This window comes from Bradyrhizobium sp. USDA 4532 (genome assembly GCF_024171315.1).
Classification (GTDB): Bacteria; Pseudomonadota; Alphaproteobacteria; order Rhizobiales; family Xanthobacteraceae; genus Bradyrhizobium; species Bradyrhizobium australafricanum.
The window spans coordinates 6,404,636-6,431,537 of the sequence record NZ_JALJZN010000001.1; the positions used below are offsets into that span (position 1 = coordinate 6,404,636).

Consider the following 26,902-nt stretch of genomic DNA (forward strand, 5'->3'; position numbering starts at 1 on the left):
GGCCACTTGGCCCGATCGCGATGGTTGTTGTCCCCCTTCAGGTAGCGCGGGATATGGCGTTTGGCAACAATGCCTCACCCCGCGGCATTCGCCGAAATCGAATGTGAGAGCGCGGAGAGGGAGAGGTCCGATGAACAGACGCGAATTCACCAAGGCAATGCTGGCCTGCGGTGCAGCCATCCCGTTCGGCATCACGCGGGCGGCGGGCCAGACCCGCGGTGGAACGCTCAACACCATCATCCAACCTGAGCCACCGGTCCTGGTGACCGCGCTGAACCAGCAGCAGCCGACCTTGACGCTCGGCGGCAAGATTTACGAAGGCCTGCTGAAATACGGCGCCGATCTCAAGCCGATGCCGGGCATGGCGCGGTCCTGGGAGATCTCGCCCGACGGCCTGACCTATACGTTCAAGCTGTTTCCCGGCATCACCTTCCACGACGGCAAGCCGATGACCTCGGAGGACGTGGTCTTCAGCTGCATGAAGCTGCTGGTGGAGACGCATCCGCGCGCACGGCAAAACTTCGCCCGCGTGGCGACGGCGGAAGCGCCCGATCCGCTCACCGTCGTGTTCAAATTGAAGCAGCCGTTCGCGCCCTTCATCGGCTGCTTCGATTGCACGTCTGCACCGATCGTACCCAAGCACATCTATGACGGCACCGACTACCGCAAGAACCCGGAGAACGACAAGGCGATCGGCACCGGCCCCTTCAAGCTGAAGGAGTGGGTGCGCGGCTCGCACGTTCATCTCGTCCGCCACGATGGCTACTATCAGAAGGACCAGCCCTATCTCGACGAGATCGTCTACCGCGTGATTCCGGATGCGGCCTCGCGCGCGCTGGCGCTCGAGAACGGCACGGTGCAGCTCGTGCAATGGTCCGACGTCGAATTCTACGACGTCCAGCGCTTCAAGGCGCAGAAGAACCTCGAATTCACCACCAGGGGCTACGAGTATTTCGCGCCGCATCAGTGGCTCGAGATGAACAACCGCATCGCCCCGATGAACGACAAGCGGTTCCGGCAGGCGGTGATGCACCTGATCGATCGCGAGGCGTTCAGCAAGCGGGTCTATTTCGGCAATGCCAAGGTGGCGACCGGACCGATCTCGTCGAAGACGCGGTTCTACGATCCGAACGTGAAGCGCTACGAGTTTTCGGTCGACAAGGCCAAGGCCCTGCTCGACGACATGGGACTGAAGCCTGGCGCCAACGGCAAGCGCGCCGAGATCAAGTATATCGTGCCGCCCTATGGCGAGTCCTATCAGCGGGCCGGCGAATTCTTCCGCCAGAGTTTTGCGCGGGTCGGCATTGATCTCGTGCTTGTCGGCACCGACATGGCCGGATGGGCCGAGAAGGTCGGCAACTGGGATTATGAGATGACCCAGAATCTGCTCTACCAGCTCGGCGATCCCGCGCTGGGCGTCGCCCGCACCTATATTTCGTCGAACATCAAGAAGGGCATCCTGTTCTCCAACACGCAAGGCTATTCGAATACCGAAGTCGACAAACTGTTCGACGAGGCCGCGGTGACGCTCGATGAAGCCAAGCGCCAGGAGCTCTACAGCAAGGTGCAGCAGATCCTGGTCGAGGATGTGCCGGTGGCCTGGACGCTCGAGATCGAATATCCCATCATCTACGACAAGGCGTTCAAGAACATCGTGACGACGGGCATCGGCTCGCACGAAACCTTCGGGTCGGTCTACAAATCGTGACCCGGCTCGGCAGCGCCGCGACGATCGGACTTCAGGCGGTCAGCCGCATCGCCCAGCTCGTCGCCGTGATCCTCGTCATCGCGACGTTCAATTTCGTGCTGGTGCGCGCCGCGCCCGGCGATCCGGCCCAGGTCATGGCCGGGCAATCCGGCGCGTCCGATCCAAAACTGCTCGACGACCTGCGCAAGGAGTATGGCCTCGACAAGCCGTATTTCGTGCAGCTCGTGAGCCACCTCGGCCGCGTCATCAGGCTCGACCTCGGCTATTCCTATCGCCAGCGTCGTCCGGTCGTCGATCTGATCCTCGAACGGCTGCCGGCGACGCTGCTGCTGACCGTCACGGCGTTTTGCCTCGCGCTCCTGATCGGCACCGCGCTCGGCGCGCTGGCCGGGCTCGCGGCCGGCAGCGTGCTCGACACGGTGTTCACCGTGCTCTCGCTCGTGCTCTACGCGACGCCGGTGTTCTGGCTCGGCCTGATGCTGGTGCTGGTGTTCTCGGTGACGCTCGGCTGGTTGCCGCCGTTCGGTTACGAGACCATCAACGTCCAGCTCTCGCCGGTCGAGCATGCGCTCGACATCATGAAACACATGATCATGCCGGTCACGTCGCTGGCGGCGATCTATCTGGCGATCTATGCGCGGCTGATGCGATCCTCGATCATCGAGGTCGCGCAGCAGGATTTCATCAAGACCGCGCGCGCCAAGGGCTTGTCCGGAACGCGCATCGTGGTCGGCCACATGCTGCGCAATGCGCTGGTGCCGGTCGTCACCGTCGCCGGCATGCAGGCCGGCGCGCTGGTCGGCGGCGCTGTGGTGATCGAGACGGTGTTTGCCTGGCCGGGCCTCGGCCGCTTGACCTTCGAGGCACTGTTGCAGCGCGACTATCCGGTCCTGCTCGGCATCTTCCTGATCCTCTCGATCGTCGTGATCGCGCTCAACCTGCTCACCGACCTGGTCTACCGGTTGATTGATCCCCGCATGACCACGGGAGCGGCGTGATGGACACGGTGCGCGCCTTCCTGCGTCATCCGAGCGGAATGATCGGCCTCGTCCTGCTGCTCGTCGTTGTTGTCGTCGCGATCGTTGCGCCGATCGCGTTTCCGGTCTCGCCCTGGGAGATGGTCGGCGCGCCGTTCACGCCGCCCGGCGAGGACGGATTATGGCTCGGCGGCGACACGCTCGGCCGCGACGTCGCCGCCGGCGTCGCCTATGGCGCACGCGTGTCGCTCCTGATCGGCATCGCCTCGGCGCTCGCGGCGATGGCGATCGGCGTCGTGATCGGCGCGATCTCAGGCTATTTCGGCGGCAAGGTCGATCTGGTGCTGATGCGGATGACGGAATTGTTCCAGACCATTCCAGCCTTCGTGCTGGCCATCCTGCTGGTCGCGACCTTCAATCCGTCGCTGCTCACGATCATCCTGACCATCGGCGCGGTGAGCTGGCCGCCGCTGGCGCGGCTCACGCGCGCCGAATTCCTCCGTCTGCGGCACCGCGAATTCGTCGAGGCCGCGCTGTGCCAGGGCGAACGCACCTGGCGCATCGTGCTCGGCCATATCCTGCCGAACGCGATCTCGCCGATCCTGGTGGTGACGTCGCTGACGGTTGCCACTGCGATCCTGCTGGAAAGCGCGCTGTCCTTCATGGGGCTCGGCGATCCCAATCTGATGTCGTGGGGCTTCATGATCGGCGCGGGCCGCACCGTGATCCGGAACGCGTGGTGGATGAGCGTGTTTCCCGGCCTCGCCATCCTCGTCACCGTGCTGGCGATCAACCTGTTCGGCGAGGGACTGTCTGATGTCCTCAACCCGCGCGTCTCGAGGCGCCGCTCATGAGCGAAGCCATGCAGTCCGGTGCGCCTGTTCTTGCCGTCGATGGTCTCTCGATCGCGCTCCCCAAGGGCGGTGATCGGCCCTTCGCGGTCGAGAACGTCTCCTTTGAGATCAAGCCAAACGAAGTGGTTTGCCTGGTCGGCGAGTCCGGCTCCGGCAAGTCGATGATCGCGCATGCGGTGCTGTCGCTGTTGCCGCGGGGCGTCGACATCGCGTCCGGCGCCGTGGCGGTCGCAGGGCAGGATCCGTCGAAGCTCGACGGCCGCGCTCTCCGCAAGCTGCGCGGCGGCAACGCCGCGATGATCTTTCAGGAGCCGTTGTCTTCGCTCAATCCGCTGAAGCGCGTCGGCAGGCAGATCGAGGAGATGATCCTGGCGCACCAGCGGCCTGCGCCCTCGGCGACCGAACTCCGCGAGCGGGTGCTGACGCTGCTGACCCAGGTCGGACTGCCGAATCCGCAGCTGCTGGAAAAGAGCTACCCGTTTGAGCTTTCCGGTGGCCAGCGCCAGCGCGTGATGATCGCGATGGCGATGGCCAACCGCCCCGCGCTCCTGATCGCAGACGAGCCGACGACCGCGCTCGATGTCACGACCCAGCGCCAGATCCTGCGCCTGATTGACGATCTCCGGCGCGAGCGCGGCATGGGCGTGCTGCTGATCACCCATGATTTCGGCGTTGTCGCCGACGTTGCCGATCGCGTCGTGGTGCTGCGCCATGGCAAGGTGGTCGAGCAGGGCACGGCCAGCGAGGTGCTTCGCAATCCGCAGGCCGCCTACACGCGCGAACTGATCGACGCGGTTCCGAAGGCGCGCCTCGCCGACATCCACGAGGCCATCCTGCGTCCCGAGCCGCTGCTCGAGGTCATCGGCCTGCAAAAGACCTTTCGGGTCAAGCGCGGCTGGCTGCAGCCGCCACGCGAGGTGACCGCCGCTGATGGCATCTCACTGACGCTGCACGAGGGCGAGACGCTTGCGGTGGTCGGTGAATCCGGTTCCGGCAAGTCGACGCTCGGGCGCATGATCATGCGGCTCACCGAGCCTGACGCCGGCGCCATCCGCTTTGGCGGCGCGGATCTCCGGCAGCTGCGCGGCGAGGCGTTGCGCCAGGCGCGGCGCCAGCTCCAGATCGTGTTCCAGGATCCGTTTGCCAGTCTCGATCCGCGCCAGAAGGTCGGCGATGCCATCGCGCGCGGACCGATGGCCTATGGGACGTCGCGGGCCGAGGCGATGGCCCAGGCGAACAAGCTCCTGGTGCGGGTCGGCCTGTCGGCGTTTGCCGCCGATCGCTACCCGCACGAGTTCTCGGGCGGCCAGCGCCAGCGCATCTGCATCGCGCGGGCGCTGGCGCTGAAGCCGCGGGTTCTGATCGCCGACGAGGCGGTGTCGGCGCTGGACGTCTCGGTGCAGGCCCAGGTGCTGGCGCTGCTCGCCGAGCTGCGCCAGGAGATGCGGCTTGCGATGATCTTCATCACGCACGATTTGCGGATCGCCGCCGAGATCGCCGACCGCGTCATCGTCCTGCAGAAGGGGCGTATCGTCGAGGAAGGCACCACCGCCGAAGTGTTCACCGCGCCGCGCCAGGCCTACACTCGCGATCTGCTCGACGCGATTCCCGGGCGCGATTTCTTCGACCAGCCGGGCTTTGCGGCCGTGGCCGATACACGCCCCACAGCAAGGATCAATTCATGACCGACAGCCGTTCAGTTCCCCTTCCGGCCGGCGCGCGCGAGCGCATCGAGGCGGCTGTCGACGCCGCCTTCGAGCAGCAGCTCGCGACCACGATCGCCTTCTCGTCGATTCCCAGCACGCGCGGCCAGGAAGGTCCGTGCCAGGACATGTTCGCGAAGCTGCTGCGCGAGCGCGGCTATGAGGTCGACGACTGGGTCATCAATCAGGACGAGCTGAAGACCTTGCCCGGCTACGGGCCGGTCGAGACCGATTTTTCCCGCGCGCGGACCGTCGTCGGCACCTATCGGCCGGCGCGCGAGGAGGGACGTTCGCTGATCCTTCAGGGGCATTGCGACGTGGTACCGGTCGGGCCGCTCGACATGTGGGAGCGGCCGCCGTTCCAGCCGGTGGTCGAGGACGGCTGGCTCTATGGCCGCGGCACCGGCGACATGAAGTCGGGCACCATTGCCGCGCTCTACGCGCTCGATGCGGTGAAGGCCGCGGACTTTGCGCCGAAGGGCCGCATCCATCTGCAATCCGTGATCGAGGAGGAGAGCACCGGTCTCGGCGCGCTCTCGACGTTGCAGCGAGGTTACCGTGCCGATGCCTGCCTGCTGCCGGAGCCGACCGAGGAACGGCTGATGCGAGCCCAGGTCGGCGTGATCTGGTTTCGCCTCAAGGTTCGCGGAATCCCGGTCCATGTCGCGCGCGCCGGCACCGGCTCCAACGCTATCCGCGCCGCCTATCATCTGATCGGCCATCTCGACACGCTCGAGGCGGAGTGGAACGAACGTGCCAAGTCGCATCGCCATTTCGGCGCGGTGCATCACCCGCTCAACTTCAATCCCGGCATCATCAAGGGCGGCGATTGGGCCTCCAGCGTGCCGGCGTGGTGCGACGTCGATTGCCGGATCGGAATCCTGCCGGGATGGAAAATCGCCGACTGCCAGGCCGAGATCGTCGAGTGCGTGACCAAGGCTGCCAGGGCCCATCCGTTCCTCGCCAACAATCCGCCAGAGATCGTCTGGTCCGGCTTCCTGTCGCCGGGCTATGAAGCGACCGAGGTGCAGGAGAGCGAGGCGGTCCTCGGCTCGGTCTACGAGCATGTGTTCGGGCGCGAGCTGACGGATTTTCCCTCGACCGCGCTGACGGATGCGCGCTTCTATGGCCTGGATTATGGTGTTCCCGCATTCTGCTTCGGCGCCAGGATGGAGAACGCGCACGGCTTCAATGAACGGGTCCAGCTCGATTCGCTGAAGAAGGTGACCAAGGCCTACGCCCTCTTCGTCGCGAGCTGGTGCGGGATCGACGCGGTATAGAGCATGATCCGGAAAAGTGCGAAGCGGTGTTCCCTCGCGACAAACGCGGAGCGTTTGCGCGGAGATCATGCTCAACGAATTGAGACAAACCAAACGGGAGGTTCGCTATGGGTGACCAGAGTGCGGGCGGCAAGCCGCCGGTCAAATCGCACGAGGATCTTCGTGCGCATTTCGGGCAATTGAGCCCGCTCGCCGAGAAAAAGGTGCTCTATCATCTCGACAAGTTCTGCCGCGACTTCATCGCGCTGTCGCCGTTCCTCGTCATCGCTTCCAGCGACGGCAAGGGTCATGCCGACGCCAGCCCGCGCGGCGATGCGCCGGGCTTCGTCTCCGTGCTCGACGACAAGACGCTGCTGATCCCGGATCGGCGCGGCAACAACCGGGTCGATACGTTCGGCAATATCATCGCGTCGCCCGGGATCGGGCTGATCTTCATGGTGCCCGGCATCAACGAAACGCTGCGCGTCAACGGGCGGGCCGAAATCTCGCAGGAGGCGGATCTGTTGACGCCGCTGACGGTGCAGAACGTCACGCCGATCATCGGGCTCAAGGTGCATGTCGATGAGACCTACTTCCACTGCGGCAAGGCACTGATGCGCTCGAAGCTCTGGAATCCCGCCGCGCAAGTCGAGCGCCACAGCTTTCCGACGCTCGGCCGGATCATCGCCGAGCAGACCGCCGCGATCGAGGTCGAAGTCGCCGAGAAGGCGATGGAAGAGGCCTATCGGACGCGGCTGTATTAGAACTTGAGATCACCCGCATGCGCAGGCGATGACACCGCCTGGTGTAACGCCCTGAATCGATATCCTTCCTCATCGTCGTCCCTGCTCCCGTGCGCAATTGCGCACCAGGCAGGGACGACGTGTTGGAGGAGTCGTAGACTCACACCATGATTTCGGAATAATGGAAAAATATCGCTGATTTGCCCGACGTGTCAAGTCGCCGTGTCGGATTCCGGCCGCCGTCGGCTCCTTTGCATGGGGTTGTTTTCGATATTTTGGAGTACGTCATCTCGTACGGGTCGCACCGCTGGCGAGGCGCGGCCTCAGCTCATTCCGCGGCGGGCGAGATCATGTTCGGCGGGCCGGGCGGGCGCTTGGTGTCGTCGGACTGGTGCTCGTTCGGGGTCAGCTCGTGGTCGGCATGCGAGACCACGAGCCGCTTGCCGAAGCGCCAGATCAGGCCGCCGACATCATCCATCACCATGAACATCGCCGGCACGAACACCAGCGACAGCGCGGTCGAGAAGATCAGGCCGCCGATCACTGCGAGCGCCATCGGCGAGCGGAATTCGCCGCCCGCGCCGAACGCAAGCGCTGACGGCATCATGCCGGCGGCCATCGCGATCGTGGTCATCACGATCGGGCGGGCGCGCTTCATGCCGGCGTCGATCATGGCTTCCTCGCGCGCCTTGCCGTCGCGGATCGCCTCCACCGCGAACTCCACCAGCATGATGGCGTTCTTGGTGACGATGCCCATCAGCATCAGGATGCCGATCCACACCGGCGTGGTGAGCTGCTTGCCGGTCAACAGCAGTGCGCCGATCGCGCCGCCGATCGAGAGCGGCAGCGAGAACAGGATGGTGATCGGCTGCAGGAAGGTGCCGAACAGCAGCACCAGCACGGCATAGACCATCATCAGGCCGGCGGTGATCGCGGTGGCGAAACCGTCGGACAGCTCGGCGAGGCTCTCGGCGTCGCCGGACGGGCTGACCCGCACGCCCTTCGGCAGGGTCTTCATGACCGGCAGGTCGTAGATCAGCTTGGTGGCGTCGCCGAGCGCGGCATTGCCGACAAGGTCGGCGGCGACGGTGGCCTGCCGCTCGCGGTCGTAGCGGTTGATGCTGGTCGGGCCCTGGTCGAGCTGGATGTCGGCGACGACGGAGAGCGGCACGCCGCCGCGCTCGCCCCGCTGGCCGAGCGGCACCCGCAGCTGCTCCAGCATCTGCAGGTCGCTGCGCGCATTGTCCTCGAGCTGGACGCGGATCGGTACCTGGCGGTCGCCGGCGTCGAACTTCGCCAGCGCAGGACCGACGTCGCCGATGGTGGCGACGCGAATGGTCTGCGACAGGCTTTCGGTCGAGACGCCGAGCCGGGCCGCGAGCTCGGCGCGCGGGCGGATGCGCAGCTCGGGCCGGTCGAGCGCGGTCTCCGAGATCACGTTGGCGATGATCGGAATCCGCTTCATCTGCGTCGCGAGTTCGCTGGCCACGTTGTTGACGATGTTGCTGTCGGTACCGGTGACGACCAGCGAGATCGCGCGCAGGCCGTTCTCGTCGAGGAACCAGAACCTGATGTCAGGAACGTTATCGAGCTCCTTGCCGATCGACAGTTCGAGCTCGCGCTGGGTGATCTTGCGGTCGGCCTTCGGCGTGTAGTTGATGATCAGCGCGGCGCGGCGGACCTCCTGCAGGCCCGGCGGCACCCGGCCGCCATCGACGAACACGCTCCGTACCTCAGGCCGCTTGCGCAGCCGCGCCACGATCTCCTCGGTGACCTTCTCGGTGTAGGCGAGCTGCGAGCCGGGCGGCAGCTCCATCGCGAGCAGCGAGCGCGCGGTGTCCTGCGCCGGCAGGAAGCCCTGCGGCAGCAGCGTGATGCTCCAGATCGACGCGGCGAAGATCGCAAAGCCGATCAGCACGGTGACGAAGTAATGCTTCACCGACCAGGTGACGAGGCTGTGATAGCCGCGCAGGATCGGGCCGGGCGGAGGATCATCGTGGTCATGATGCTTGAGGAAATAGGCGGCCAGCATCGGCGTCACGAAGCGCGCAGCGAGCAGCGAGAAGAACACCTGCACCGACACGGTGATGCCGAACTGCTTGAAGAACTGCCCGGCAATGCCGGACATGAAGCTCGCCGGCGCGAAGATCGCGATGATGGTGAGCGAGATCGCGATCACCGCAAGGCCGATCTCGTCGGCGGCTTCGAGGGCGGCACGATAGGGCGTCTTGCCCATCCGCATGTGGCGGACGATGTTCTCGATCTCGACGATGGCATCGTCGACCAGGATGCCGGTCGAGAGCGTGATGGCGAGGAAGGAGACGAGGTTGAGCGAGAAGCCGAGCAGGTCCATCGCCCAGAAGGCCGGGAAGATCGATAGCGGCAGCGAGACCGCCGCGATGATCGTGGCGCGCATGTCGCGCAGGAACAGCAGCACGATGATCACGGCGAGGATCGCGCCCTCGAACAGGGTCGAGATCGCGGCCTCGTAATTGCCCTTGGTGAACTCGACCGAGGTGTCGATCAGCTTCAGGTCGACATCGGGATAGGCCACCTTCAGCGCGTCGATCCGCTTCTGCACCGCGGCCGCGACGACGACGTCGCTGGCGCCCTTGGAGCGCTTGATGCCGAGCGCGACAACCGGCTCGCCGTTGAAGCGGGCGAAGGTGCGCCGGTCGGCGATGGTGTCGGTGACGGTGCCGAGATCGTCGAGCCGGATCTCGCCGCCGCCGAACAGCGGGATCATGGTGCCGGCGAGCTCGTTCAGCGTCTTGGCGCCGGCCAGCGTGCGGATCGCCTGGTCGTTCTTGCCGATCTCGGCGCGGCCGCCGGCGACGTCGACATTGGTGCCGCGCAGGATCTGGCTGACATTGACCGCGGTGAGCCCCACCGCCTGGAGCTTGTCGGGATCGAGCGAGACCAGGATCTCGCGCTCGACACCGCCGATGCGCTCGACCTGGGCGACGCCGCGCACGCCCTGCAGGGCGCGCTTGACCACGTCGTCGACGAAATAGGACAGCTGCTCCGGCGTCTTGCCGGGCGAGATCGCAGCATAGGTCACGATCGGCAGGCCGATCACGTCGACGCGCTGGATCAACGGCTCGGTGACATTCTGCGGCAGATTGGCGCGCACCCGCGTCACCGCGTCCTTGACGTCGTTGAGCGCGCGGTCGGTGTTGGTCTCCAACGCGAACTGGATCGTGGTCACCGACAGGCCGTCGGTGATCGAGGAGGAGATATGGCGCACGCCCTCGACGCCGGAGACGCCGTCTTCGATGGTCTTGGTGACCTGCGATTCAAGTTCCGACGGCGCGGCGCCGAATTGCGAGACCGCGACCGAGATCACCGGAATGTCGGCGCTCGGCAGCCGCGTCACCGCGAGCTTGGTGAAGGAGACCCAGCCCAGCACGAGCAGGATGATCGAGAAGACGATCGAGGGAAGCGGGTTCCGGATCGACCATGCCGAGATGTTCAAAGCCATTAGCGTGCCCGAATTACCGTGATCGCGTGCGATCGAGTTCGTCGGCGAACATGGTCTTGATCTGGTCGCCGTCATGCAACGAGGTGCCAGCGTCGGCCACGACGATTTCGCCGACGTCGAGGCCTTCAAGGATTTCGGTCGAGGTGTCGGAGGTCAGCCCGACGCGCACCCTGCGGGTCTCGACGGTGTTGCCCTTCACGACCTGCAGGGTCAGGCGGTCGATCGCGGTGCGCGGCACCGCGACGCCGCAGGAGCGCTTGGCGTCGATATTGGCGCGCGCGAACATGCCGACCTTCAGCGTCGGATTGTTGTTGATGGTGATGCGGACGTGCCCGAGCTGGGTGGTGCGGTCGATCTGCGGCGAGATCTGGCGGACCTTGCCGACCATGTCGGGCGCATCGTCGCGGCTGATCCGCACATTGGCGCCGGGATTGAGCTTCAGGAGCTGGAAGCCCGGCACCTCGGCGTCGAGCTCGATCTCGTTGTTGATGGAGATCTTGAACATCGGAGGCGCCTGCGGCGAGGCCGGCGCGCCGGGCGCGGTGCGCACTTCGGTGATAAGGCCGGCCGCCGGCGCCCGCAGCACAAGCGGCTTGGCATTGGCCTGTGCGGCCTGCTGCGGCGGCGGGGTCAGCCGCGCCAGTTCCTGGTTCTCGGTGACGGTGTCGCCCTCGCGGACCAGCACGTCGGTGACCTTGGAGCCGTCCTGGTCGACATTCACCTGCGCCTCGCGGCGCGGCACGATGAAGCCGGTGACGCGGACCATGTCGGAGAAACAGGCATTGGTCGACTTCGTCACCACGACCAGCGCCTGGCCCGGCGTCACCTTCTCTTCGGGATGGGAGCGATGCTCGAACGCGTAATAGGCGATCGCGAGGGCGAGGAAGAACACCGTGCCGAGCGCAGGCTTGAGGTATTGGGAAAAATTCATAGCCTGATCAATCCAGAGCTTGGCGCGTCATCGGTGTTGGTCGAAGTCTCATCATGCTCGCTATCGTATTGCCTGGGCATTCGGAAGGCCGGTGCCATTGTTCCGGATCATGCCCTGACGTCATGTGAGGCGGGTCACCTGTGGGCCGCGTTGGGGCTCGACCCAACAGCATTGGCCCTAAAGCAAATGCGCCCCGCCGGGGTGCGGGGCGCATTGTAACCTCAAAAAGGGGCCACGCCACCGCCCATCACTTGGCGGCGGTGGCCTTGTTTTCCACGTTCACGACCTGCACGCGCCGGTTCACCTCCGCCATCGGGTGGCTCGGGTCCTTCAGCTTGCTCTTGCCATAGCCGACGGTGACGAGATCGGTGCCGTTGATGCCGTATTTGTCGACGAGATAGCGCTTGATGGCGTCGGCACGGCGTTCCGAGAGGCCCTGATTGTAGTCCTCACCGCCGGCGGCGTCGGTGTGGCCGGCGACCACGAAGGTCGAGCCCTTCAGGTCCTGATTGGTCAAGGCGCGGCCGAGCGCCTGCACCGACGGCAGCGACTTGGCGCTGATATCGGCGGAGTTGTAGTCGAAGTTGATCTCGAGATCGATCTTGGGCTTGTCCTGGACGATGGTCGCGATTTCCTCGCGCTCGGCCGAGGACAGCGAGCGGGTGGTGCGGCCGCGGACGCTCTGCACGAATTTGGCCTGGTCGACGTTCAGCTCCGGCGAGGTGGTCTGCGGGCCGGCCGAAAGACCGCGGGTCAGCGGCTTCTTGTCGGGCGTCAGCGCCTTGATGATCTGGTCCTCGGTGACATCGTCACCGGCGCGGGCGGCTGCCAGGCAAAACGACAGCGCGGCGCCAACGGTCATGATTGAAACGATCGCGGCCTTTGCCGACGGCTTGAACATTTCGGTCCCTCCTGCGCAAGCTGACGCGGTTCCAACGACTATCCAGATTGATTGCCGGCATCGCCGCCCGGCTCGCACCCTCTGATTAGTCGCTCAATTCCGTCAGCGGTTCGAGCCGCGGGCAGACCTTCGTCCATTGTCACTGCACGCCGTAGTCGGCGAATTCCTTGACGATGTTCGGGTCCATCGCCTTGGCGTTGGCGATGTCGAGATCGCCCTCCGCGACCGCGCCGTTGCGCTGCTTGGCGAGCCCGCGCCCGTACAGCGACGAGGTCAGCCGCGGATTGATCTTCAGCGCGGCGTCGAAATCGGCGATCGCGTTCTTGTTCTGCCCGCCCTTCAGGTTCATCAGCCCGCGGCTGTCGAGTGCATCGACGAAGTTCGGACGCAGGCGCAGCGCCTCGTTGCAGTCCTTCAGCGCCGCCTGCAGGTCGCCGATCACGGTGCGGACCCAGCAGCGGTTGTTATAGGCCTCGACATCCTTCGGGTTCAGCCGCAGCGAATTGGTGAAGTCCTTCACCGCGAGGTCGTAGGCCCCCTTGCTGGCATAGACCTGGCCGCGGCGATACAGCGCCGCTGCGTCATCGGGATTCTTGTCCAGCTTTTCGCTCAAGCTCTTGATCGTCGGATCATCGGCGAGCACAGGCGAATTGCTCGGGGCCGGCGTGGGCTGGATCACCACCGGCGGCGGAGCCGCGGGCGGCGGCAGGGCGATCTCGGGCGCCTTGGGCTGGGGTGGCGGTGCAGTCGGCGCTGCCGCAATCGGAGGCGTCGGCGGCGCCGGTGATGGTGTCGGCGCTGTTGCCGCTGGTGGCGTCGGGGTCGCCGCGGGCGGTGTCGGCGTTGCTGCGGGCGGAGCCGGCGGAGGCGCGACTGGCGGTGCCGCTGCCACTTCCGGTGACGGCGACGCGGCGGTTGCCGGCGCGGCGTTCGACGGCCCGGCCGTGCCGGCCGGAATGAACGAGAAATCCTCGGCCAGTGACGACGAGATCCACGGCACCTGTTCCTGCCGCGAGGCGCGGGTGACGCCGACGCGGGTGCGGTTCAGCGTTTCCTCGGCCATCAGGTCGGGGGTGCGGATCTCCTTCAGGAGTTCCCGCACGAACAGGCTGTGGTCGCTGCCATTGTCGGAGACGACAGACGACAGCGCGGCCGAATACATCACCAATGTACCGTTCGGGGCGATCACCGGGGCGAGCCCTGCCGAAAAGCTGCGGAAGCGCCGCTCGAACGGGTTGCGCCGCGAGGCGTCGATCAAGGCGATCTTCACACCGGCGCCACGGCTGTTGATTTCCCCGAGCACGGTCTCGAGGCTGAAGCCGTCGCGGCGTACGTCCGCCTCGGCCCAGATCTGCGCATCGATCGGGATCATGTAGCTTTGCCGGTTCGACTGGATGCCGTAACCGGAGAAGAAGATCAGGGCGACCGAGCCCGGCTTGATCTTGCCGTAGAGCCGGTCGAACGCGCGGCGCATGCCGTCGCCGGTCAGGTTCTCCCCGACCTCGACGGTGAAGCCGTCGCGCTTCAACTCGTCGGCGACGTCACGGGCGTCGTTGACCGGCTCCTTCAGCGGTGCGTCGGCGTCGGGATATTTGGCGTTGCCGATCACCAGCGCGAAACGGTCGCCGGCAGCGAAGGACAAAGTGGGCGCCGCGATTGAAAAAATCAGCGTGGCGAGCAAGGCAAGGCGGATTTTCATAATCGCAGCAAATCCAGATCGCGGCATTCCAGTGAAACGGCGCCGCTTCCAGCCTGCGCCTCGGGAACCTTACTCTAGCGAAAATCCATTATCAAACCACGGCCAAGCCCCCGTCAACGGCTTGCGGCAGCATCGTTTATCGCGGTGATGCCAGCCAGACCGCAGTGCAGCAGCATGCGGTCATGGCGGCCATCGTCATCCGGCACGGTGCTGGTTCCTGCGGGCCGATAACGTGCCTGCACTCACGAAGGCTGTCGCCACCCTGTCATGCGCTCGTCGCACGCCGCGCGGTTTGACCTTTGCGCGAGGCGATGGCTTTGTGTTCGGGACGGCAGGCTATTCAAAGACAAGCCGTTCAAAACAGGCCTTGCAAACAAGAGCGAAACCGATGGGAAACGCCTACGAGATCTACGCCCTGCGCTATGCGACGATGTCGCCGCGCACGCCCCACCTCAACTTCCTGGTGCCCGATCCGCACGATACCACCGCGCAGGACCTGGATTATTTCGTCTGGCTGATCCGTGGCCATGGCCGCGACATCCTGGTCGACACCGGCTTCAACGCCGAGGAGGCTAAGGCGCGCGCCCGCAAGCTGACGCTCAACCCGGTCGACGCGCTGGCCGGCTTCGGCGTCAGTGCCGATAGCATCAAGGATGTCGTCGTCACTCACCTGCATTACGACCACGCCGGCAATCTCGATCGCTTCCCGAACGCCAAATTCCATCTGCAGGAACGCGAGATGAGCTACGCGACCGGCCGCTGCATGTGCAACGGCATGCTGCGCCATCCGTTCTCCATCGAGCACGTCACGCAGATGGTGCGCCACGTCTATGGCGAGCGCGTCACCTTCCACTCCGGCGACGGCGAGATCGCACCCGGCGTCACCGTGCATCGCGTCGGCGGCCATTCCGACGGCCTGCAAGTGGTGCGCATCGAGACCGCGCGCGGCCCGGTCGTGCTGGCGTCGGACGCCGCGCATTATTATGCGAACCTGCACAAGCGCAGCCCGTTCCCGATCGTCTACAATGTCGGCGACATGGCGCAGGGCTGGGAGACCGTCGAGCGGCTCGCCGGTCATCCGGACCGCTTCATTCCCGGTCACGATCCGATCGTCAGCGAGATCTATCCGCGCGCCAGCGACAAGGTCGATGCGTTCGCGCTGCATCTCGCGCCATCGCGATCGTTCGCGAAATAGCCTCGCCGATTGGGCGAGGCTCGTCTGCAACACGTCAAGAAACGTCAAAAGAAGCGATATGACTGACACCAAGACGACTGACACCAAGACTCTCGGGTTCATCGGCCTCGGCGTGATGGGTGAGCCGATTTGCCGCAACCTGGTCAAGAAGAGCGGCAAGCGCGTTGTCGTGTTCGACCTCTCGGCCGAACCGCTGCAGCGGTTGCGCGCCGACGGTGCCGAGGTTGCGGCGTCGGTCGCCGACGTCATCAAGCGGAGCGATGTGGTGTTCCTCTGCTTGCCGAGCGCCAGGCACGTGCGCGCGGTGTTCGAAGGCGACGGCATTTTGAAGAACACGAGAAGCGGCCAGATCGTGGTCGATCTCGGCACGTCTTCAGTCAGCCAGACCCGCGATTTCGCCGCGCAGTTGCAGGCCAAGGGCGCGGCGTGGGTCGACGCACCGATCGCGCGCACGCGGCAGGCGGCGCAGGACGGTACGCTCAGCGTGATGGTCGGCGCGGTGCCGGCGCTTTATGCCGCGATCGAGCCCTTGATCCGCTGCTTCGCCACCGATGTCACCAATTGCGGTGACGTCGGCGCCGGGCAGGTGACCAAGATCCTCAACAACATGGTGCTGTTCGAGACCGTGAACGCGCTGGCCGAGGCTGTCGCGGTGGCGAAGCATAACGGCGTCGATCCGAAGCTGCTGCTGGAAACCTTGTCGAAGGGCTCGGCCGACAGCTTTGCGCTGCGCAACCATGGCATGAAGGCGATCGTGCCCGGCGTGTTTCCCGAGCGCGCATTCTCGACCGAATATGCGCTGAAGGATCTGTCCTACGCGCTGGAGCTCGCCGCCGACGCCGGCATCAAGATCCGCGGCGCGGAGCTGATCGGCACGGTGCTGCAGGAAGCGATCGACAAGGGATCGAAGGACAATTATTTTCCGGTGATCGCGACACATATCGACAGGGCGTAACGGCACCGTCATTGCGAGGAGCGTAGCGACGAAGCAATCCATCGTCCCGCATGCTCGGATGCATGGATTGCTTCGCTTCGCTCGCAATGACGGTGGAAGGAGCCGCACAAGATTCCATCACCGTCACCCCCGCGCAAAGGCTTCGCCTTTGTCGCTGGAGGAGCGCGCTCTTGCGCGCGTCTCGAAGGGTCGACGGCCACCAGCCGGGCCGTGCATCCTTCGAGACGCGCTGCGCGCTCCTCAGGATGACGGGTTGAGTGAGCCTAATACGCGTCCTTCGCGTCGGCCTCTTCGCTGGTCTGCACCAACTCGAGGGTGCTCTCGACCTTGCCGAGCAGGCGGCCGAGGTCGCGGCGTTCCTGTGCGGAGAGGCAGGACAAGATCTCCTGTTCCTTGCGCAGCAGGCGCGGGATCAGTTCCTCGTAGAGCGCCTGGCCCGTTTTGGTCAGTCGCAGGCGGAATTCGCGGCGGTCGTCGGCGTTCTCGACGCGCTCGACGATCTCGCGCTCCATCAGCGCCGACACCGCGCGGCTGATGGTGGATTTATGGGTGCGCGTGCAGTGCGCGATGTACTGCGCGCTGCAGGGATCGCTGCGGAAGCCGAGCGTTGCGAGCACGCGCCACTCCGGAATGTCGAGGCCGTAGCGCGCCTGATATTCGCTCGACAGCGCCGAGGACACCTCGGCCGCCAGCCGGTTCAGGCGGAACGGCATGAAATGGAAGAGATCGAGGCGCTTCTTGGTCGGCGCGATAGTGTCGCGCAGCTCCGCTTCCACGGCACTGCGCGGCCGGGCTGGAGGCTGGCTTGCAGAGGTCCGTGCCAAAAATCCCTCCAATTTGAGTTGACGGCAGCCCCGACTGGGGGTTTAAGATAGTTGCAAGTGAGACTAATTTAGCAAGGTCGCGGCCGGCTCGCAAGGTCCCGGTCGCACGCCGGTCACACAGAACCGCAGCCAGAGGCCGCGGCGCAAGGGAAACATCCAGGGTCACGCAATGGCACACGCCAACACGGCACAGGCCAAAACCCAGTTCGGCTATCGCCGTCATCCCGACCAGGAGCGCTCGGGCGCCAATGTCGCGGAGCATCCCGTCGTCGTGGTCGGCGCCGGGCCGGTGGGATTGTCGCTCGCGATCGATCTCGCGCAGCGCGGCCAGCGCGTGGTGCTGCTCGACGATGCCGACCGGATCGGCGAAGGCTCGCGCGCGATCTGCTTCTCGAAGCGCTCGCTTGAGTTCTGGGATCGCCTCGGCGTCGGCGACCGCATGGTCGAGAAAGGCGTGGTGTGGAGCGTCGGCAAGATCTTCCACGGCGCCTCGCAGCTCTACCAGTTCAATTTGCTTCCCGAGGAAGGCCACAAGCGGCCCGCCTTCATCAACCTGCAGCAGTTCTACGCCGAGGCCTATCTGGTCGACCGGGTCGGGCAACTGCCTGAAATCGACCTGCGCTGGCGCAACAAGGTGATCGCGCTGGAGAGCCGCAACGATGGCGTTGCGCTGACCATCGCAACCCCTGACGGCTCCTACCAGGTGCACGCGACCTTCGTGGTCGCCTGCGATGGTGCTCGTTCCTCGCTGCGGCAGATGGTCGGCGCGGAGTTCGCGGGCCAGGTGTTCGAGGACCAGTTCCTGATCGCCGACGTCAAGATGACGGCGGCGTTCCCGACCGAGCGCTGGTTCTGGTTCGATCCGCCGTTCCATGCCGGACGCTCGGCGCTGCTGCACAAGCAGCCGGACGACATCTGGCGGATCGATCTGCAGCTCAACCCGGATGCCGATCCGGTGGCCGAGAAGCAGCCCGAGAATGTCCGGCCGCGGATCGAGCGCATGCTCGGCCATGACAAGTTCGAGTTCGAATGGATCTCGCTCTACAAGTTCCAGTGTCGCCGGATGGCCAAGTTCATCCACGGCCGGGTGATCTTTGCCGGTGATTCCGCCCACCAGGTCTCGCCGTTCGGCGCGCGCGGCGCCAATTCCGGGCTCGAGGACGCCGAGAATTTGGCGTGGAAGCTCGACCGCGTGCTGCGCCGGCTGTCGCCGGAGGGCTTGCTGGAGAGCTATCACATCGAGCGCAGCGCGGCGGCGGACGAGAACATCCGCGAGTCGACCCGCTCGACCGACTTTATGGCGCCGGTGACGAAACAGGAAGCGCGGCTGCGCCAGGCGGTGCTGTCGCTCGCCAACGATACCGAGTTCGGCAAGCGCATGGTCAATGGCGGGCGGCTGTCGGTGCCGTCGGTCTACGATACGCCGCTGTCGAGCGGCGATCGCGATGATTGGCGCGGCGGCCCGCGGCCCGGCGCCTCGATGCCGGATGCTCCGGTGACGGAGCAGGGCGGAGGTTCCACCTATCTGACCGATGTTTTCATCAGACAGGGAACGCGCTTCACGCTGCTGGAGTTTGGCAATGGCGCGGCTGCCGATGTGCCCGATGGCGTCGGCAGCATCCGAGTCGGCGGCGAGGATGGGCTGGTCGACGCGCAGGGCCTTGCCGGCAAGCGCTACGATGCCGAGCCCGGCACCGCCTATCTGCTGCGGCCGGACGGCTATGTCGCGGCACGCTTCCGCAACGCGGCGCGGCCGGCACTTGATGCGGCGCTGGCGCGCGCAGCCGGCCTGAACTGAGGAGCAGTCATGGCGCTGTCGACCAGTTCGAATTTCGCAAAGCCCGATGACGCCTTCCGCGCCATCGTCGAGGCCCATCGCGGCCTCACCGAGGCGCAGAGCGCCGATCTCGATGCTGCGCTGGTTCTGGTGCTCGCCAACCATATCGGTGATCTCGACGTGCTGCGCGAGGCGATCGCGCTGGCGAAGCGGCGGATGCTTGATGCAAGCCAGCAGCAACAGCAGCAACAACAATAGTTACGAGCTGAATCAGGATGGATCTTGATCAAGTCGCGCAGCAGCCTCCGCCTCACCTCGCCCCGCTTGCGGGGAGAGGTCGGAACGCATCGTCAGATGCGCTCCGGGTGAGGGGGCGCTTCCGCAGACACATCTGTCGCCGTGTATGCGGAGACAGCCCCTCACCCCAACCCTCTCCCCGTAAGAACGGGGAGAGGGGGCGAATGCTCTTGAACGGACAGGATTGAACTGATGGCCAAAGGTTTCGCATCGACCACGGATCTTTCGGAGAAGAAGGTCACCTTCTCCGAGATCGGCACCGACCTCTATGCCTTCACCGCCGAGGGCGATCCCAACACCGCCGTGATCGTCGGCGACGACGGCTGCCTGGTGTTCGACGCGCAGGCGACGCCGGCGATGGCCAACAAGGTGATCGAGCGGGTCAAGACCGTCACCGACAAGCCGATCAAATATGTCGTGCTGTCGCACTATCATGCGGTGCGCGTGCTCGGCGCCTCCGCCTATCACGCGCAAGCTATCGTCGCCTCGCAGGAGACCTATCGCCTGATCGAGGAGCGCGGCCAGCAGGATTGGGATTCCGAATATGGCCGCTTCCCGCGCCTGTTCCAGGATGCGGCAAGCATTCCCGGCCTGACCTGGCCGACGCTGACCTTCGAAGGCGAGATGTCGATCTATCTCGGCAAGCGCGAGGTGCGGCTGATGCAGCTCGGCGCCGGCCATACCTCGGGCGACATCGTCGCCTGGGTGCCGGATGCCGAGGTGATGTTCTCCGGCGATCTGATCGAATATCACTCGGCGTGCTATTGCGGCGATGCGCATTTGCGCGAATGGCCGACGACCTTGAACGAGATCCGCGCCTTCAATCCGAAGGCGATCGCGCCGGGCCGTGGCGATGCGCTGAAGGGCCTCGCCACCGGGCGCGATGCGATCGCGATGACCCGCGATTTCGTCACCACGCTCTACGGCGCGGCCGAATCATCCGTCGCCAAGGGCCGCAGCATGAAGGAATCGATGGCGGCAACGCGCGAGGTGATGGATCCGAAGTTCTCGAGCTTTGCGATCTACGAGCACTGCCTGCCGTTCAACGTTTCGCGCGCCTATGACGAGGCGTCGGGGATCGACGATCCCGTGATCTGGACCGACAAGCGCGACCAGGAAATGTGGGCCGCCCTGCAAGGAGGATAGCGATGAACATCAATACCTCGCCTGATCAGATCGTCCGCAGCTCAGGGCAAGTCACCCCGGGCTACATGTCCGGCTTCGGCAACAGCTTTGAGACCGAGGCCTTGCCCGGCGCGCTGCCGATGGGGCGCAATTCGCCGCAGCGCTGCGCCTATGGGCTTTATGCCGAGCAATTGTCCGGCTCGCCGTTCACGGCGCCACGCGGCACCAACGAGCGCTCGTGGCTCTATCGCATCCGCCCGTCGGTGCGGCACTCCGGCCGCTTCGCCAGGGCAGATAGCGGGCTGTGGCGCACCGCGCCGTGCCACGAATACGACATGCCGATCGCACAGTTGCGCTGGGACCCCGCGCCGATCCCGAAGGAGGACATGACCTTCCTGCAGGGCGTGCAGACCATGACCACGGCGGGTGATGCCAACACCCAGGCCGGCATGGCCGCACACATCTATCTCATCACCAAATCGATGGTCGATCAGCATTTCTACAATGCCGATGGCGAGATGATGTTCGTGCTGCAGCAGGGCAATCTGCGTTTCGTCACCGAGTTCGGCCGGATTGATGCCGAGCCGGGCGAGATCGTGGTGATCCCGCGCGGCGTCAAATTCCGCGTCGAAATTCCCGGCGGCCCGGCGCGCGGCTATCTCTGCGAGAATTACGGCGGCGCGTTCACGCTGCCGGAGCGCGGCCCGATCGGCGCCAACTGCCTCGCCAATTCACGCGACTTCCTGACGCCGGTCGCGAGCTACGAGGACAAGGACACCCCGACCGAGCTCTACGTCAAATGGGGCGGCTCGCTGTTCAAGACCACGCTGCCGCATTCGCCGATCGACGTGGTCGCCTGGCACGGCAATTACGCGCCCTACAAATACGATCTGCGTACCTTCTCGCCGGTCGGCGCGATCGCCTTCGATCATCCCGATCCCTCGATCTTCACGGTGCTGACCTCGCCGTCGGAGACCGCGGGCACCGCGAATATCGACTTCGTGATCTTCCCGGAGCGCTGGATGGTGGCCGACAACACCTTCCGTCCGCCGTGGTACCACATGAACATCATGTCGGAGTTCATGGGGCTGATCTACGGCGTCTACGACGCCAAGCCGCAGGGCTTTGTGCCGGGCGGCATCAGTTTGCACAATTGCATGTTGCCGCACGGTCCCGACCGCGAAGCCTTCGAGCACGCCAGCAACAGCGAGCTGAAGCCGGTCAAGCTGACCGGCACGATGGCCTTCATGTTCGAGACCCGGTTCCCGCAGCGCGTGACCGAACATGCGGCGAAATCGTCGACGCTGCAGGACGATTACTCGGATTGCTGGAAGGGCTTGGAGAAGAAGTTCGACCCGAACAAGCCGTGAGTTTGTGTCCCTCGTCATCGCCGGGCTTGACCCGGCGATCCATCGCGCTTTCCGAAGATGGATGCCCGGGTCAAGCCCGGGCATGACAGCTTCTTGATTGGAGGAATCAGTGACCCACCCCAACGACCCAAAGCTCCGCTCCTTCATCGACGTCGCCCCGACCTCCGACTTCCCGATCCAGAACCTGCCCTATGGTGTGTTCTCGTCGAAGGATGGCCTTGCGCCGCGCGTCGGTGTTGCGATCGGCGATTATGTGCTCGACCTGTGGGAGCTCGAGCAGGACTCGCGGCTCGATGTCGGACCGCTCGGCGTGTTCTCGCAGCCGTCGCTCAACGCCTTCATGGCGCTCGGGCCGAAAGTGTGGTCGGCGACGCGGGCGCGGATCAGCGAGCTGCTCCGCTCGGATCATCCGGAGCTGCGCGACAACAGGGAACTGCGGGCGCGGGCGCTGGTGCCGATGGCCGACGTCAGGCTGCACATGCCGTTCGCGGTCTCCGGCTACACCGATTTCTACTCGTCGAAGGAGCACGCCACCAATGTCGGCGTCATGTTCCGCGGCAAGGACAATGCGCTGCAGCCGAACTGGCTGCATATGCCGATCGGCTACAACGGCCGCGCCTCGACGGTGGTCGTGTCGGGCAGCAAAGTGCGCCGCCCCCGCGGCCAGCTGAAGCCGCCGACCGCTGAGGTGCCGAGCTTCGGCGCCTGCAAGCGGCTCGACTTCGAGCTCGAGATGGGCGTGGTCGTCGGCCAGGCCTCGCCGATGGGCGAGATGCTGACGGAGAAGCAGGCCGAGGAGATGATCTTCGGCTTCGTCATCCTCAACGACTGGAGCGCGCGCGACATCCAGCAGTGGGAGTATGTGCCGCTCGGCCCGTTCCAGGCCAAGGCGTTCGCGACCTCGATCAGCCCGTGGGTGGTGACGCGCGAGGCGCTCGAGCCGTTCCGCATGCAGGGCCCGGCGCAGCAGCCGGAGCCGCTGGCGTATCTCAAGCAGACCCAGCCGAACAATTACGACATGCAGCTCGACGTCGCGCTGCGCGCCGGTGCAATGAACGAGGCGAAGACAATCTGCAGCACCAACTTCAAATACATGTACTGGTCGTCGGTGCAGCAGCTCGTGCACCATGCCTCGAGCGGCTGCGCGATGAATGTCGGCGATCTCCTCGGCAGCGGCACGATCTCCGGCCCCGAGAAGCACCAGCGCGGCAGTCTCCTGGAAATCAGCTGGAACGGCACCGAGCCGGTCGAACTTGCCAGCGGCGTGACGCGGTCGTTCCTGGAGGACGGCGATTCGCTCGTGATGCGCGGCTGGTGCCAGGGCGACGGCTATCGCGTCGGCTTCGGCGAGGTCGAAGGCACGATCGTCGCGACGGAGTAGGTCGCGTTGTCATTCCGGGGCGATGCGTAGCATCGAGCCCGGAATCTCGAGATTCCGGGTATGGTCCTTCGGACCATCCCGGAATGACGGGTGGGCCAGCTACCGTTCCTCGGGCCTGACATCCCTCAAGCGCGCCGTATTCGCCGCGACGTCCTCGAGGCTGTATTTCAAATGCACCCGCTTGTCCGACGGCGGCTGGTTGACCGTGCAGACACCCGGCCGCCACGGCTTGGCCGGGCGGATCGGCCGCGGCGCAAAGCCGCCGCCGCAGTTCGGGCAGACATTGCCGAGCCTGGTCTCGGCGCAATCCGCACAGAACGTGCATTCATAGGAGCAGATCCGCGCGTCGGTGGCGCTGGGTGGCAGGTCCTTGTCGCAATATTCGCAGTTCGGTCGCAGCTGCAGCGCCATGGTTCGTCTCTCTTGCCGTTGCCGGAATGATCGCAAGTGGTGCCGCAAAAGCGAATGGCGGATTTCCCTCGATTCGAGCCATCACGCCTGTAGCGACTTCAGCGGCAGCCTGGTGCTCTCCTTCAGGCGGTCGAGCACGATCGAGGAGCGCACATGGGCCACGCTCTGGTGCGGCATCAGCACGTTGTTGACGATGTCGGACAGGCTCTTGAGGTCGCGCAGCATCACCTTGAGCACGTAGTCGGCATCCCCGGTCAGCGCATAGGCCTCCTGGATATCGTCGACCCGGTTGACCAACTCGCGAAACCGCTTGGCGTTGTCGGGCGAGTGGGTCGCCAGCGTGATGTGGATGAAGGCGATCAGGCCGAAGCCGAGCGCCTCGCCGGCGAGCTCGGCATGGTAGCCGGCGATGACCTTCTCCTCCTCCAGCCGCATCCGCCGCCGCGAACATTGCGATGCCGACAGCCCGACGAGGTCGGCCAGCTGCTGGTTGGTCAGCCGGCCGTCGTCCTGCAGGGCGGCGAGCATTTTCAGGTCGAAGGCGTCCACTTCAGGCATGCGTCAAATGTCCATTTCGTGCACGGATCGTGCGCAAGGCTAGCAAAATGGGACCGATTTTGCACGCACGTTGTGCAGCAAATGACGGAAACTGATCCCCAGACAAGTCAGGGAGTTGCCGCCATGGGTCCGTTTCCGCACGATGCGCCGCCGGCCGAAATCAACACTGAGAACCCGATGGGCACCGACGGCTTCGAGTTCGTCGAATATGCCCATCCGAATCCGGCGGAGCTGCACGCGCTTTTCAAGCTGATGGGCTTCGTCGCGGTCGCCCGCCACCGGACCAAGCAGATCACGGTCTATCGCCAGGGCGACATCAACTATCTCGTCAATGAGGAGCCGGGCAGCCACGGCTTCAACTTCGTCGCCGCGCACGGTCCCTGCGCGCCGTCGATGGCATTCCGCGTCGTCGACGCCAAGCAAGCCTATGAACGCGCGCTCGCGCTCGGCGCGGAGCCGGCGGATGTCGCGCCCGCGGCGAAGACGCTCGATGTGCCCGCGATCAAGGGCATCGGCGGCAGCCTGCTTTATTTCGTCGACCGCTACGGCGCCAAGGGTTCGGCCTATGATGCCGAGTTCGAGTGGCTCGGGGCCGTCAACCCGCGCCCGGCCGGGTCGGGGCTTTATTACATCGATCACCTCACCCATAACGTCCATCGCGGCCGGATGGATGTCTGGACCGGCTTCTATGCAAAACTGTTCAACTTCCGTCAGATCCGTTTCTTCGACATCGAGGGCCGCGCATCCGGCCTGTTCTCCCGTGCGCTGACCAGTCCGGACGGCAAGATCCGGATTCCGATCAACGAGGACGCCGGCGATTCCGGTCAGATCGAGGAATATCTCAACGTCTACCGCGGCGAGGGCATCCAGCACATCGCCTGCGGCGCGCGCGATATCCACGCGACGGTCGAGAGGTTGCGCGCCGACGGCCTGCCGTTCATGCCGTCGCCGCCCGATACCTATTTCGAGCGGATCGACGCCCGCCTGCCCAAGCATGGCGAGGACGTCGCCCGGCTCAGGACCAACGGCATCCTGATCGACGGCGAGGGCGTGGTCGACGGCGGCCAGACCAAGGTGTTGCTGCAGATCTTCTCGGCCAACGCGATCGGGCCGATCTTCTTCGAGTTCATCCAGCGCAAGGGCGACGACGGCTTCGGCGAAGGCAACTTCAAGGCGCTGTTCGAATCGATCGAGGAAGACCAGATCCGCCGCGGCGTGCTGAAGGTCGATCACGCGGCGTGAGCCATGGCGCGCCGCGCCAGCGCACAGCAAAGGGTGTCGTCCCGGCCTCGTGCGCAATTGCGCACGGGAGCCGGGACCCATACCGCGGAATCTATCGCGTGTGCCGGGTAGTAGTCCCGCGGAAAAAAGCCGCGCGCCACAACCGCGTGTCGTGGTTATGGGTCCCGGCTCGCGCTTCGCTTGGCCGGGACGACAACGAGATTTACTTCGCTGCTTTCCAAGCCGCCGTCACATCCCCGATATTCGCCAGCTCCGGCTCGCGGATCGCGGACGGCGTGCGCGAGAAGCGCGGCGCGGGGGCAGGCTGGGTGACGCCGTGGCGTTCGACGAACACCTGGCGCGCGGCCATGTGCGGATGCTTGGGCGCTTCCTCCATGGTCAGAATCGGCGCGAAGCAGATGTCGGTGCCTTCCATGATCTGGCACCAGTCCGCGCGCGATTTGCTCTTGAACACCCGGGTCAGCTTCTCCTTCAGCGCCGGCCAGGCCTTGCGGTCCATCTGCGCGTCGAAGTCGGCGTCGGTCAGGTCGGCATGCTTGCGCAGCAGCGCGTAGAATTGCGGCTCGATCGAGCCGATCGAGATGAAGTTGCCGCAGGAGCATTCGTAGACGCCGTAGAAATGCGCGCCGCCGTCCAGGAAATTCTGGTCGCGGCCGCCGCTCCAGCGGCCCTGCGCGGCCATGTCGTAGAACATCGACATCAGCGAGGCCGCGCCGTCGCACATCGCGGTATCGACCACCTGGCCCTTGCCGGACTTCTGCGCTTCCAGCAGCGCGGCGAGCACGCCGACCACGAGGTAGAGCGCGCCGCCGCCGAAATCGCCGACCAGGTTGAGCGGCGGCACCGGCTTCTCCTTGGTGCCGATCGCAGCCAGCGCGCCCGTGATCGAGATGTAGTTGATGTCATGGCCGGCGGCATTCGCCAGCGGGCCTTCCTGGCCCCAGCCGGTCATGCGGCCATAGACCAGTCTTGGATTGCGCGCGAGCACGACATCCGGGCCGAGGCCGAGGCGCTCCATCACGCCGGGACGAAAGCCCTCGATCAGCGCGTCGGCGTGGCCGAGCAGGTCGAGCACTTCAGCAATCGCCGCCTTGTTCTTGAGGTCGAGCTCGATGACCTTGCGGCCGCGGGTTGCGACCGCCTTCAGATTCTTGCCGGCGCCGACCCGATCGAGCGTGATGACCTCGGCGCCCATGTCGGCGAGCAGCATGCAGGCGAACGGGCCGGGACCGATGCCGGCGAATTCGACGATGCGGAAGCCGGCGAGCGGGCCCGAGGTGCGGGCGGCAGTCTGGGAGGCAGGTTTATCGAGCACGTTGTTCTTCCGTTGGTTGCGGGGCGCTAGGCGGCTGAGATGTCACGGCTGGCTTGGTGCCGAACTTCATGCGTTCTCCCAGCCGTCCGTGGGACGGTATTTTTAATTAGCTGATTAGCTAAATTGTCTCGCCTAAAGCCGGATGTGGCAAGCACCTTTTGTCCTGTGCCGCCGGTAAAAACGCGAACGGCGCGCA

22 protein-coding genes are annotated in these 26,902 nt (G+C 65.1%); 14 read left to right on the forward strand and 8 right to left on the reverse strand.

Features of this window, described 5'->3' with window-relative positions; genetic code table 11:
* The first annotated feature begins 130 nt into the window (after positions 1-130).
* The 6 genes from J2R76_RS29540 (at position 131) to J2R76_RS29565 (ending at position 7,265) form a co-directional block, all read left to right on the forward strand.
* Complete coding sequence (locus J2R76_RS29540) at positions 131-1,708, forward strand: ABC transporter substrate-binding protein (RefSeq protein WP_076834754.1); 1,578 nt, start codon at positions 131-133, stop codon at positions 1,706-1,708.
* Positions 1,705-2,706 (forward strand): ABC transporter permease, encoded by a 1,002-nt coding sequence (locus J2R76_RS29545; RefSeq protein ID WP_076834755.1) that lies wholly within the window; start codon positions 1,705-1,707, stop codon positions 2,704-2,706. The genes J2R76_RS29540 and J2R76_RS29545 overlap by 4 nt, the downstream gene beginning before the upstream one ends.
* Complete coding sequence (locus J2R76_RS29550; RefSeq protein WP_057021099.1) at positions 2,706-3,539, forward strand: ABC transporter permease; 834 nt, start codon at positions 2,706-2,708, stop codon at positions 3,537-3,539. Before J2R76_RS29545 ends, J2R76_RS29550 begins: the two co-directional genes overlap by 1 nt.
* On the forward strand, positions 3,536-5,224 hold the full coding sequence (locus tag J2R76_RS29555) for an ABC transporter ATP-binding protein (protein WP_253625292.1): 1,689 nt from the start codon (positions 3,536-3,538) through the stop codon (positions 5,222-5,224). Before J2R76_RS29550 ends, J2R76_RS29555 begins: the two co-directional genes overlap by 4 nt.
* A complete protein-coding gene (locus J2R76_RS29560; protein ID WP_076834759.1) occupies positions 5,221-6,522 on the forward strand; it encodes an ArgE/DapE family deacylase in 1,302 nt (433 codons plus the stop codon). Before J2R76_RS29555 ends, J2R76_RS29560 begins: the two co-directional genes overlap by 4 nt.
* Before the next feature lie 107 nt (positions 6,523-6,629).
* Positions 6,630-7,265 (forward strand): pyridoxamine 5'-phosphate oxidase family protein, encoded by a 636-nt coding sequence (locus J2R76_RS29565; RefSeq protein ID WP_076834761.1) that lies wholly within the window; start codon positions 6,630-6,632, stop codon positions 7,263-7,265.
* Between the two features lie 307 nt (positions 7,266-7,572).
* Here J2R76_RS29565 and J2R76_RS29570 read toward each other — a convergent pair whose 3' ends face one another.
* The 4 genes from J2R76_RS29570 to J2R76_RS29585 form a co-directional block, all read right to left on the reverse strand.
* Complete coding sequence (locus J2R76_RS29570; RefSeq protein ID WP_057021104.1) at positions 7,573-10,725, reverse strand: efflux RND transporter permease subunit; 3,153 nt, start codon at positions 10,723-10,725, stop codon at positions 7,573-7,575.
* Between the two features lie 13 nt (positions 10,726-10,738).
* Positions 10,739-11,656, reverse strand: a complete 918-nt coding sequence (locus J2R76_RS29575; protein WP_076834763.1) for an efflux RND transporter periplasmic adaptor subunit — start codon at positions 11,654-11,656, stop codon at positions 10,739-10,741.
* Between the two features lie 247 nt (positions 11,657-11,903).
* The gene (locus J2R76_RS29580) at positions 11,904-12,557 is read right to left on the reverse strand and encodes an OmpA family protein (RefSeq protein WP_076834764.1); all 654 of its coding nucleotides are present in this window, start codon (positions 12,555-12,557) and stop codon (positions 11,904-11,906) included.
* Positions 12,558-12,696: 139 nt separating this feature from the next.
* Positions 12,697-14,256 carry a caspase family protein gene (locus J2R76_RS29585; protein WP_076834766.1) on the reverse strand — a complete coding sequence of 520 codons (1,560 nt, stop codon included), beginning with the start codon at positions 14,254-14,256 and terminating at the stop codon, positions 12,697-12,699.
* Positions 14,257-14,644: 388 nt separating this feature from the next.
* Between J2R76_RS29585 and J2R76_RS29590 the strand changes: the two genes are divergently transcribed.
* Positions 14,645-15,451 (forward strand): N-acyl homoserine lactonase family protein, encoded by an 807-nt coding sequence (locus J2R76_RS29590; RefSeq protein ID WP_016843242.1) that lies wholly within the window; start codon positions 14,645-14,647, stop codon positions 15,449-15,451.
* The gene (locus tag J2R76_RS29595; RefSeq protein ID WP_256521258.1) at positions 15,405-16,406 is read left to right on the forward strand and encodes an NAD(P)-dependent oxidoreductase; all 1,002 of its coding nucleotides are present in this window, start codon (positions 15,405-15,407) and stop codon (positions 16,404-16,406) included. The genes J2R76_RS29590 and J2R76_RS29595 overlap by 47 nt, the downstream gene beginning before the upstream one ends.
* A gap of 263 nt (positions 16,407-16,669) precedes the next feature.
* Here the strand turns inward: J2R76_RS29595 and J2R76_RS29600 are convergent, their stop codons facing one another.
* Positions 16,670-17,230: a MarR family winged helix-turn-helix transcriptional regulator gene (locus J2R76_RS29600; protein WP_057021109.1), complete on the reverse strand. Its 561-nt coding sequence runs from the start codon at positions 17,228-17,230 to the stop codon at positions 16,670-16,672.
* 169 nt (positions 17,231-17,399) lie between these two features.
* On the opposite strand from J2R76_RS29600, the gene J2R76_RS29605 reads away from it, so the two are divergent.
* From J2R76_RS29605 to fahA, 5 genes are all read left to right on the forward strand, one after another.
* Positions 17,400-19,028 (forward strand): FAD-dependent oxidoreductase, encoded by a 1,629-nt coding sequence (locus tag J2R76_RS29605; protein ID WP_141342735.1) that lies wholly within the window; start codon positions 17,400-17,402, stop codon positions 19,026-19,028.
* Between the two features lie 9 nt (positions 19,029-19,037).
* A complete protein-coding gene (locus J2R76_RS29610; RefSeq protein WP_050401747.1) occupies positions 19,038-19,265 on the forward strand; it encodes a DUF2783 domain-containing protein in 228 nt (75 codons plus the stop codon).
* 231 nt (positions 19,266-19,496) lie between these two features.
* Positions 19,497-20,450, forward strand: a complete 954-nt coding sequence (locus J2R76_RS29615; RefSeq protein ID WP_076834772.1) for an MBL fold metallo-hydrolase — start codon at positions 19,497-19,499, stop codon at positions 20,448-20,450.
* Between the two features lie 2 nt (positions 20,451-20,452).
* Positions 20,453-21,799: a homogentisate 1,2-dioxygenase gene (hmgA, locus tag J2R76_RS29620; RefSeq protein ID WP_076834774.1), complete on the forward strand. Its 1,347-nt coding sequence runs from the start codon at positions 20,453-20,455 to the stop codon at positions 21,797-21,799.
* A 109-nt stretch (positions 21,800-21,908) separates the two neighbouring features.
* A complete protein-coding gene (gene fahA, locus J2R76_RS29625) occupies positions 21,909-23,180 on the forward strand; it encodes a fumarylacetoacetase (protein WP_076834776.1) in 1,272 nt (423 codons plus the stop codon).
* A gap of 99 nt (positions 23,181-23,279) precedes the next feature.
* Here the strand turns inward: fahA and J2R76_RS29630 are convergent, their stop codons facing one another.
* Both J2R76_RS29630 and J2R76_RS29635 read right to left on the reverse strand, forming a co-directional pair.
* Positions 23,280-23,591 (reverse strand): DUF1272 domain-containing protein, encoded by a 312-nt coding sequence (locus J2R76_RS29630; protein WP_028335203.1) that lies wholly within the window; start codon positions 23,589-23,591, stop codon positions 23,280-23,282.
* A gap of 81 nt (positions 23,592-23,672) precedes the next feature.
* Positions 23,673-24,149, reverse strand: a complete 477-nt coding sequence (locus J2R76_RS29635; protein ID WP_038385738.1) for an Lrp/AsnC family transcriptional regulator — start codon at positions 24,147-24,149, stop codon at positions 23,673-23,675.
* A 123-nt stretch (positions 24,150-24,272) separates the two neighbouring features.
* Here J2R76_RS29635 and hppD point away from each other — a divergent pair, with 123 nt between their 5' ends.
* On the forward strand, positions 24,273-25,391 hold the full coding sequence (hppD, locus tag J2R76_RS29640; protein ID WP_253625293.1) for a 4-hydroxyphenylpyruvate dioxygenase: 1,119 nt from the start codon (positions 24,273-24,275) through the stop codon (positions 25,389-25,391).
* Positions 25,392-25,593: 202 nt separating this feature from the next.
* Here hppD and J2R76_RS29645 read toward each other — a convergent pair whose 3' ends face one another.
* Positions 25,594-26,706 (reverse strand): CaiB/BaiF CoA-transferase family protein, encoded by a 1,113-nt coding sequence (locus J2R76_RS29645; protein ID WP_076834780.1) that lies wholly within the window; start codon positions 26,704-26,706, stop codon positions 25,594-25,596.
* Positions 26,707-26,902: the final 196 nt, after the last annotated feature.